The 2,448-nt window shown below is 53.2% G+C and carries 4 protein-coding genes; 3 read left to right on the forward strand and 1 reads right to left on the reverse strand.

Going from position 1 to position 2,448, the window contains the following annotated elements; translation table 11 throughout:
• Window positions 1-26: 26 nt before the first annotated feature.
• Window positions 27-755, reverse strand: coding sequence for a Crp/Fnr family transcriptional regulator (locus ACXJ5O_RS24395; protein WP_457302161.1), 729 nt, complete (start codon window positions 753-755; stop codon window positions 27-29).
• A 167-nt stretch (window positions 756-922) separates the two neighbouring features.
• Here ACXJ5O_RS24395 and ACXJ5O_RS24400 point away from each other — a divergent pair, with 167 nt between their 5' ends.
• The 3 genes from ACXJ5O_RS24400 (at window position 923) to ACXJ5O_RS24410 (ending at window position 2,055) form a co-directional block, all read left to right on the forward strand.
• Window positions 923-1,201 carry a hypothetical protein gene (locus tag ACXJ5O_RS24400; protein ID WP_457302162.1) on the forward strand — a complete coding sequence of 93 codons (279 nt, stop codon included), beginning with the start codon at window positions 923-925 and terminating at the stop codon, window positions 1,199-1,201.
• A 249-nt stretch (window positions 1,202-1,450) separates the two neighbouring features.
• The gene (locus tag ACXJ5O_RS24405; protein ID WP_457302163.1) at window positions 1,451-1,708 is read left to right on the forward strand and encodes a hypothetical protein; all 258 of its coding nucleotides are present in this window, start codon (window positions 1,451-1,453) and stop codon (window positions 1,706-1,708) included.
• 224 nt (window positions 1,709-1,932) lie between these two features.
• Window positions 1,933-2,055: a hypothetical protein gene (locus tag ACXJ5O_RS24410; protein ID WP_457302164.1), complete on the forward strand. Its 123-nt coding sequence runs from the start codon at window positions 1,933-1,935 to the stop codon at window positions 2,053-2,055.
• The last annotated feature ends 393 nt before the right edge of the window (window positions 2,056-2,448 follow it).

The raw sequence follows: 2,448 nt of genomic DNA on the forward strand, positions 1-2,448 counted from the left end.
AGTGACACCAAGCTCATCCATCGCGCTTATCGTTGTTGTCGCGATAGCCGTTCTCCGAGCAGTTTTTCATATTCGCGCTCGGCTTCACCGTAAAATCCGTTAGCCTCGGCCATCAGGCCCGCGCGATCGACGATGGCGACCTTGCCACGGGTAGCGCGGACGTGGCCTTCGGCTTCAAGTGAATGCAGGGTTTCTGTTACCCAGGGACGCCGCATGCCCAGCATCACCGCCATGAACTCATGGGTTAGGTATAGATCATGGCCCGAGGTGCGGTCATGCACCATCAGCAGCCATCGGGCCAATCTTGTCCGGGCTTCGGCCTGAGCGTTGACCAGAGCAGTCGTGGCGGTCTGGACAATCATCGTCTGTACGTAAAGAAGAAACACCTTCTGGAGCGACCGGCTTTGCTCTAACGCAGCCTGCAATTTGCCGGCAGCAATCCGATGGCCGGCACCGGGAAGCTGGATATAGACCGACAGCGGCGCGCTGGTGCTGCCGAGCACGAGCGAGGTCCCCGTCATTCCATCCAGGCCGACCAAAGCAATTTCGATATCGCCGCCGGAAGGGCTTTTTGCTACAATCGATGCTATGCCGTCCTCGATAAACAGCGCGGCATCAACAGGTTCCCCCGGACTCTCGATTGGATCCCGCAGCGAAAATGTTACGTATTCGAGATCCTCGACAACCARCTGGAAATCAGCCGGTGACAACAATCTAAGGAGTTTGTTTTGAACAGCGGATTGAACCAAGGTCATGTTGCTCCTTCCCGCGAGGAACAAACTGACGATCCAGCGCTTTCAAAAAAACTATAAGTATCAAGATAAAAATCGAGAACAATGGTATGTCCTCCAGAGGACAATCCGGGAATGTAGGCCACTCGGAAAATGTCGGTTAAAACGGAGCTGCCGCGCCTGAGGTCAGGATGGATCGAAACGCCACATATCGCAGGCTCGTCAAGGAGGATGATATACCCCTTGATGCGGTATGCATACGGGTTATCCAAAAAGCTGGCCGGCCGCTCGCCGAAGTCGAGTGGCCGGAAAATAGTCTTACAGACAAAGGAGACTATTTCTGCGCCACACCCGTGCCACTGGCGCTTGAGCGAGCCGTTGACGTTAAAGACAATTATGGTTTTCGCGAGATTGTCATCATTATCGACGATCTCGCGTTTTGGAACGAGGCGTGGGGGACTGTCATTTGAGATAGGATTGTTGCAACGGCCGTTATAGCTTCGGTCCTGTGCAATCCAGCGGCGTCATCGCCCATACCCCCACTTTTGCGATCCAGAGTGCGTTCGTTCCAATGGTTTCAAATTGTCCACCAGCGGACATAGTATTGACGCACCCCAAAAATGTGCTTTTTAATATCCCCGTCGCTGGATCTAGAGTGGCGCACCTGCGATTGAGAGATGCTATGCGCTCCCGCCAAACACTAGTGCGGGAGGAAGGCTATGCCCCGTCATTTCAGGAATATTATTTATTACAGCGAAGACTGGGATGTAATGGAAAGTGCGCTTCTGAAGACCACCAGAAAGCTGCACAGAGCCCAACACCACGAAGATACGGATGGTCTCGCGCGAAGGGTGATGACGCTCTTCGACCAAGGTCTCCGCGACCCAGAAATCATTGCCCGAACAGCTGCCAATCAGGAAATGTTGATCGCTAACATTGCGTCGCTGCGAGGCGCGGCAAGGCCACTTCATGCCTAACGATGTTCATCAACGCCTCGACAGCAAACTCGAATGCCCAAAGTGCCAAACGATCTACCTTACCTTCACGCAAGATTTGGCGCTGAGCACAGCAATCGTTTGTACCTCTTGCGGAGAATATATGGGTACGTGGGGTGAGTTGGAGACAGATTTTTACGCTCAAGGCGGCGACCACGGCGTGTTCGAAATGCGAGATGGTCAGATCATTCGAAAAGGATGACCCAATGCGAATGGATTTCGATGACGATCCCGAAGGCCGCCCGAGTGTCCTGTCGTTCTGCATTGGCGGCATTTTGTCAGTTTTGATGCTGCTCCTGGCAGCAAGCTATGCTGGTCACTTATGGTGAGGGACGTAGGCGGCCGGTTATTCGAAAGGAATGATCCTATGCAAATAGATTTCGATGACGGTCCAGGAGACGGGCGGAGTGAACTGGCCTTTCACCATTACTTTGCGCTCTTCTGTATCGGCCTTGTCCTTGCCGGCGTAGCTTGCTTGTTAATGTGCTTAGAACAAATGGAGCCAATGATTTTTTGAATCCAAGTGCTCCAAACTCAAAGGTGTTTTGGTCTTTTGATGGCTGCTCATGGGCCTTTAGTCCGATCTCCCGCCGTCTGAATAATGCTATCATCAAGATTGCTGACATCACCCCGTCGGCAATGGGCCCGCCATGGCCCAACAGCCCGGTCAGCTGGACGTGAGACTTCAGCTGACCGGGCTGTTAAAGGAGAGCAGCTACAGC

This window comes from Phyllobacterium sp. P5_D12, from assembly GCF_054049495.1.

Bases quoted from the DNA above. Each gene is read 5' to 3' on its own strand.
- ACXJ5O_RS24400 (WP_457302162.1), top strand. From the start codon at position 923: ATGGATCGAAACGCCACATATCGCAGGCTCGTCAAGGAGGATGATATA.
- ACXJ5O_RS24405 (WP_457302163.1), top strand. From the start codon at position 1,451: ATGCCCCGTCATTTCAGGAATATTATTTATTACAGCGAAGACTGGGAT.
- ACXJ5O_RS24410 (WP_457302164.1), top strand. From the start codon at position 1,933: ATGCGAATGGATTTCGATGACGATCCCGAAGGCCGCCCGAGTGTCCTG.